Origin of the sequence: Streptomyces botrytidirepellens, assembly GCF_003721215.1 — a bacterium.
Classification (GTDB): Bacteria; Actinomycetota; Actinomycetes; order Streptomycetales; family Streptomycetaceae; genus Streptomyces; species Streptomyces himastatinicus.
The window spans coordinates 1-5266 of the sequence record NZ_RIBZ01000641.1 but is presented as its reverse complement, the minus strand read 5'-3'; the positions used below and the strand labels follow the sequence as shown (position 1 = coordinate 5266).

At 72.1% G+C, this 5266-nt stretch carries 5 protein-coding genes; 2 read left to right on the top strand and 3 right to left on the bottom strand.

The window, feature by feature from the left end:
- Positions 1–73: 73 nt before the first annotated feature.
- A complete protein-coding gene (locus EEJ42_RS34460) occupies positions 74–769 on the bottom strand; it encodes a histidine phosphatase family protein (protein ID WP_123106073.1) in 696 nt (231 codons plus the stop codon).
- 98 nt (positions 770–867) lie between these two features.
- On the opposite strand from EEJ42_RS34460, the gene corA reads away from it, so the two are divergent.
- A complete protein-coding gene (gene corA / locus EEJ42_RS34455; RefSeq protein WP_123106071.1) occupies positions 868–1860 on the top strand; it encodes a magnesium/cobalt transporter CorA in 993 nt (330 codons plus the stop codon).
- Between the two features lie 30 nt (positions 1861–1890).
- Here corA and EEJ42_RS34450 read toward each other — a convergent pair whose 3' ends face one another.
- The gene (locus tag EEJ42_RS34450; RefSeq protein ID WP_123106069.1) at positions 1891–2688 is read right to left on the bottom strand and encodes a ferritin-like domain-containing protein; all 798 of its coding nucleotides are present in this window, start codon (positions 2686–2688) and stop codon (positions 1891–1893) included.
- A 241-nt stretch (positions 2689–2929) separates the two neighbouring features.
- Entirely contained in the window at positions 2930–3979 is a 1050-nt protein-coding gene (locus EEJ42_RS34445) for an LLM class F420-dependent oxidoreductase (RefSeq protein ID WP_123106067.1), read from the bottom strand.
- A 188-nt stretch (positions 3980–4167) separates the two neighbouring features.
- Between EEJ42_RS34445 and EEJ42_RS34440 the strand changes: the two genes are divergently transcribed.
- Entirely contained in the window at positions 4168–5148 is a 981-nt protein-coding gene (locus EEJ42_RS34440; protein ID WP_123106075.1) for an aldo/keto reductase, read from the top strand.
- Positions 5149–5266 lie beyond the last annotated feature (118 nt).

Genomic DNA, 5266 nt, shown 5'->3' with positions numbered 1-5266 from the left:
GGGCGTCACGGCCGCCCGGTCGCGGCTGCCGCGGCGCGGCCGCGCCGCGGGACCACCCTACTGCGCCCGGAGATCATGGTGCCCCCGCGTCGCCGCCCACCGCCGCGTCCCCGCCGCGCTCGGCGGGGGCGTCCTCCCGGGGCGCGAGTCCCGCGAAGTCGCCGGTGTCCCCCAGCCGTACGACGAAGGGCCGGGTGGGGGTGTAGCGGATCGCGGTCACCGAGCAGGGCTCGACGGAGATCCGCTGGAAGAGGTCGAGGTGGAGGCCGAGGGCGTCCGCGACGATCGCCTTGATGATGTCGCCGTGCGAGCACATCAGATACATCGCGTCGGCGCCGTGCTCCCCCTCGATCCGGGCGTTCCAGTCGCGCACGGCGTCGACCGCGCGTGCCTGCATGGCGCGCATGGACTCGCCCCCGGGGAAGGCGGCGGCGGACGGGTGCTGCTGGACGATGTTCATCAGCGGTTCATCGGCCAGCTCGGCGAGTTTGCGGCCCGACCAGTCGCCGTAGTGGCACTCCCCGATCCGTTCCTCGGTGTGCGTCGGCAGGTCGGGGCGGGCGGCGAGCAGCGGCGCGAGGGTCTCCTGACAGCGCTGGAGCGGGCTGGTGACGGCGGCGGCGAGCGGCAGCCGGGCGAGCCGCCCGGGCAGCTCCGCGGCCTGGGCGGTGCCGCGCTCGTCGAGGGCGACACCGGGCGTCCAGCCCGCGAGGACGCCGGCCGTGTTCGCGGTGGACCGGCCGTGCCGGACGAGGATCAGCGTGGGCATGCCTGCCACCCTACGACCCTTCCGGGCCCGCTCAGGGTGGGTGTGTGCCCGGCTTGTGCGCTTCCCCACCTGTGCGCTTCTTACCCGGGCGAGGCACAATGCCCCGCGTGATCGTGGATTGTGCCATCTACCAGGACGGGTGCCGCGCCGAGGGCCCCGCCGACTTCTCCGACGCCCTCGACCAGGCGCGCGCGGCCGGGGACTCCTTCCTCTGGATCGGGCTGCACGAGCCGACGGAGAAGGAGTTCGCGCTGGTCACCAGCGAGTTCGGGCTGCACCCGCTGGCGGTGGAGGACGCGCTGACCGCGCACCAGCGGCCCAAGCTGGAGGTCTATGACGACTCGCTGTTCCTGGTGCTCAAGCCGGTCCGGTACGAGGAGAAGGCAGGCACCGTCACCGCCGGTGAGCTGATGGTGTTCGTCGGTGACTCCTTCGTGGTGACCGTGCGGCACGGCGAGGCCAACCCGCTGAGCACGGTGCGTGAGCGGCTGGAGGACACCCCGGAGGTGCTGGCGCACGGGCCGACGGCGGTGATGTACGCGGTCGCCGACGCGGTCGTGGACCACTACCTGGACGTGGCGGACGCCCTCCACGAGGACCTGGACGAGCTGGAGACCGAGGTCTTCGCGCCGGACGGCAGCGGGGGCCAGAACACGGCGGGCCGGATCTACGCCTTCAAGCGCGAGGTGCTCGAATTCCGCCGCGCTACGGGCCCGTTGGCGGAGCCGATGACGCGGCTCGCGGGCGCCGGGGTGCCGTTCGTCCACGAGGGGTCGCGGCCGTTCTTCCGCGACGTCCATGACCATCTGACCCGGGTGAACGAGCATGTGGAGGGCCTCGACCGGCTGCTCTCGGACATTCTCTCGGCCCATCTGGCGCAGATGGGGGTGCGGCAGAACGACGACATGCGGAAGATCTCGGCGTGGGCGGCGATGGCGGCGGTGCCGACGCTGATCGCCGGTATCTACGGCATGAACTTCCGCCACATGTGGGAGCTGCGCCAGCCGTGGGGCTATCCGGCCGTGGTGGGGCTGATGGCCGGAGTGATCGCGCTGCTGTACCGCATGTTCAAGCGCCGCGGCTGGCTCTGAACAAGCCGCGCGCCACCGTAGGGGCGGTGGTCACGCGAACTCGGGCTCCTCGGGGGTGGCCGTCTCCGCGCCGCCCAGCGCGTCCCGCCGCTCGGGCATCCGCAGCGTCACCATGCGGCGCCAGCCGCCCAGCCGCTCGTACCCGTACCCGGCCTTGATGCCCGCCGTCAGTACCGCGGACGTTCTCTTCGGCCAGCCGAGGATGCGCCCCATGTGCGTCATCACGGCGAGGCTGACGCACCGGTGGACCTCCATTTCGACGAGCGCGCACTCGCGCAGCGCCCGCTGGATGGTCCGGCCGTATCCGGCGGCGGCCAGCCGCAGCAACTCCTCGTGGCAGTAGGCGAGGTGGTTCTCCTCGTCCTTGGCGATCATCGTGACCGCCCGGCCGACCTCCGGGTGGTCACCGAAGCAGCCGCGCAACATGGCCATCTGCGCGGCGGCGCGCTGCTCGGTGACCCGGCTGTGGGCGAGATAGATGACGATGTCGTGCTCGGTGAGCGGCTCGTCGCGGCGCAGCTTCTCGTGGGCGAGACCGACGCCGCGGGCCTCCAGCAGCATCGTGTAATCCGTCGCGCGCGGCACCTCCACCGGCTCCAGGCCGCGCTTGCGGAGCAGGGCGTTGAAGATCCGCCCGTGCTTGTCCTCGTCCGCGCCATGGCGGGCGATCTTGGGTGCCAGGTCGCGCCGGCTGTCGGGCACGAGCGCGGCGATGCGGCCGTTCTCCCAGCCGCCCTGCGCCTCGCCGCTGGCGGCGATGGAGCAGAACAGCCGGAACGACTCGTCGTTTCCAAGGATCTCCTGGAACACGCTTTTCGCCGAGAGCATCACTGCCACCTCCGGGCACGGCACGCACGCACCGCACGGAAAAGAGTCAAATGCCCGGTATCGGAAGTGGCAACAGGTGGGGCATCCGGCTCATCCGTACGAGGGAATCACGAGCGAATACGGAGGGTCCCGCCGTGCGCGTAACCCCGCGGCACCGGAGGCGTTGTGCTCGGTGACGGCCGTGGCGGGGAAGACCCCCGAGCCCCCACCACGGCCGCGGAAACCTCCGCATACGCGTTCGCTACGCGAGCCCGGCGCGCTCCAGCGCCTCGACACCGGCCCGCAGCCCGGCCACCCGCTCCTCCAGCGTGAAGCCCGCGGGGGTGAGCGACAGGGTGGTGACACCGGCCTCGGCGTACGCCTTCATCCGGTCGGCGATGCGCTCGACCGGGCCGAGCAGCGCGGTGGAGTCGATCAGCTCGTGCGGGATGGCGGCGGCTGCGCCCTCCTTGTCCCCGGCCAGGTACTTCTCCTGGATCTCGGCGGCCTCCTTCTCGTACCCCATGCGCTGCGCGAGCTTGTTGTAGAAGTTCTGCTTGGCGCTGCCCATGCCGCCCACGTAGAGCGCGGTGTACGGGCGGAACTGGTCGGCGAGACCGCGGACGTCCTCGCCCACCGCGAGCGGGACGGTGGGCACCAGGTCGAAGCCGTCGAGGGTCTTGCCCGCCTTCTCCCGGCCCGCGCGCAGCGAGCCGAGGGTGGTCGCCTCGGCGTGCTCGGGGGCGAAGAAGATGACCAGCGCGCCGTCGGCGATCTCGCCGGTCTGCTCCAGGTTCTTCGGGCCGATGGCCGCGATGTAGAGCGGGATGTACTCGCGCACCGGGTGCACGGTCAGCTTGAGGGGCTTGCCGGGCCCGCCGGGCAGCGGCAGGGTCCAGTTCGCGCCCTCGTGGGTCAGCCGCTCGCGCGACATCGCCTTGCGGATGATCTCCACGTACTCGCGGGTGCGGGCCAGCGGCTTGTCGAACCGCACGCCGTACCAGCCCTCCGAGACCTGCGGCCCCGAGACGCCGAGGCCCAGGCGGAACCGGCCGCCGGAGAGGGAGTCGAGGGTCGCGGCGGTCATCGCCGTCATCGCGGGCGTACGGGCCGGGATCTGGAAGATCGCGGACCCGACGTCGATCTGCTCGGTCTGCGCGGCGACCCACGACAGCACGGTGGCGGCATCCGATCCGTACGCCTCCGCGGCCCAGCAGACCGAGTAGCCGAGCCGGTCGGCCTCGCGCGCCACCGCGAGGTTGTCCGCGTCCATCCCGGCGCCCCAGTAGCCGAGGTTGATTCCGAGCCGCATACCCATGCCACCTCTTACTGATCAGTAACGTCGCTGTTCCGGGGACTCTAGCGCGCGGAACCCCGGTACGTCAGGGGTGGGTCCCGGGTAGGCCGGGGGTGGTCCGCCGGTGGGTGATCCAGGGTTATCCACAGGCTGACACGGTCCGCTTTCCGGCCAGTAATCTCGATGTTCATGGAGCGATGTACATGGAGCTAAGGCACCTGGGCCGCACCGGCCTGCGCGTATCCCGGCTCGGGCTCGGCACGCTCACCTGGGGGCGGGACACCGGCGAACACGAAGCGGCGGACCAGCTGAAGGCGTTCTGGGAGGCGGGCGGCACCCTGGTCGACACCGCCGATGTGTACGCGGACGGGGAGGCGGAGTATCTGCTCGGGCGGCTGCTGGAGGGGCTGGTGCCGCGGCGCGATCTCCAGATCGCCACCAAGGCGGGCAGCGTCCCCGACCCCGACCGCCGCTTCGACGGCTCCCGCGGCCATCTCCTGGCCGCCCTGGACGCCTCGCTGGAGCGACTCGGCACGGACCACGTCGACCTGTGGCAGGTGCACGCCTTCGACCCCGTCACCCCGCTCGAGGAGACCCTCCAGGCGCTCGACATAGCGGTGAGCAGCGGGCGGGCGCGCTACGTCGGCGTGTCCAACTTCTGCGGCTGGCAGCTCGCCAAGGCCGCCACCTGGCAGCTGGCCTCCTCCGGTGCCCACACCCGGCTCGCCAGCACCCAGATGGAGTACTCGCTGCTCCAGCGCGGCATCGAGCGCGAGGTGCTCCCGGCCGCCCTCGACCTCGGCATCGGGCTGCTGCCGTCCTCGCCGCTGGGGCGTGGCGTACTCACCGGAAAGTACCGCCACATGACGCCCTCCGACTCCCGCGGCGCCTCCGAACTCGCCGCCTTCGTCGCCCCGTACCTCGACGAGGAGGCGGGCCGGATCGTCGACGCCGTCGCCATAGCCGCCGACGGCCTGGCCACCAGCGCCCTGCACGTCGCCCTCGCCTGGGTGCGCGACCGCCCGGGCGTGACCGCGCCCATCGTCGGCGCGCGCAACGCCCAGCAGTTGCGGGCGGCGCTGTCGGTGGAGGCCCTTAGTCTTCCGGACGAGATCTGCCAGGCGCTCGACGACGTGTCGGCGCCCGTGCACCGCTATCCCGATCAGGACTGGAGCACGCTGTGACGACCGACCACCTCGCCGGCGACCCCCCGCCCGAGGAGGCCACCGACGCGAGCGCGGACCGCGCCGCGCCCGCCACCCCCGCGGCACCGTCGGCGCCCGACGCCACCGCGCCGGGGCC

What these genes read in the sequence shown, in the direction of transcription:
- EEJ42_RS34460 (WP_123106073.1), bottom strand. Translation starts at nt 769, where the DNA reads ATGCCCACGCTGATCCTCGTCCGGCACGGCCGGTCCACCGCGAACACG.
- corA (WP_123106071.1), top strand. Translation starts at nt 868, where the DNA reads ATGCCCCGCGTGATCGTGGATTGTGCCATCTACCAGGACGGGTGCCGC.
- EEJ42_RS34450 (WP_123106069.1), bottom strand. Translation starts at nt 2,688, where the DNA reads ATGCTCTCGGCGAAAAGCGTGTTCCAGGAGATCCTTGGAAACGACGAG.
- EEJ42_RS34445 (WP_123106067.1), bottom strand. Translation starts at nt 3,979, where the DNA reads ATGCGGCTCGGAATCAACCTCGGCTACTGGGGCGCCGGGATGGACGCG.
- EEJ42_RS34440 (WP_123106075.1), top strand. Translation starts at nt 4,168, where the DNA reads ATGGAGCTAAGGCACCTGGGCCGCACCGGCCTGCGCGTATCCCGGCTC.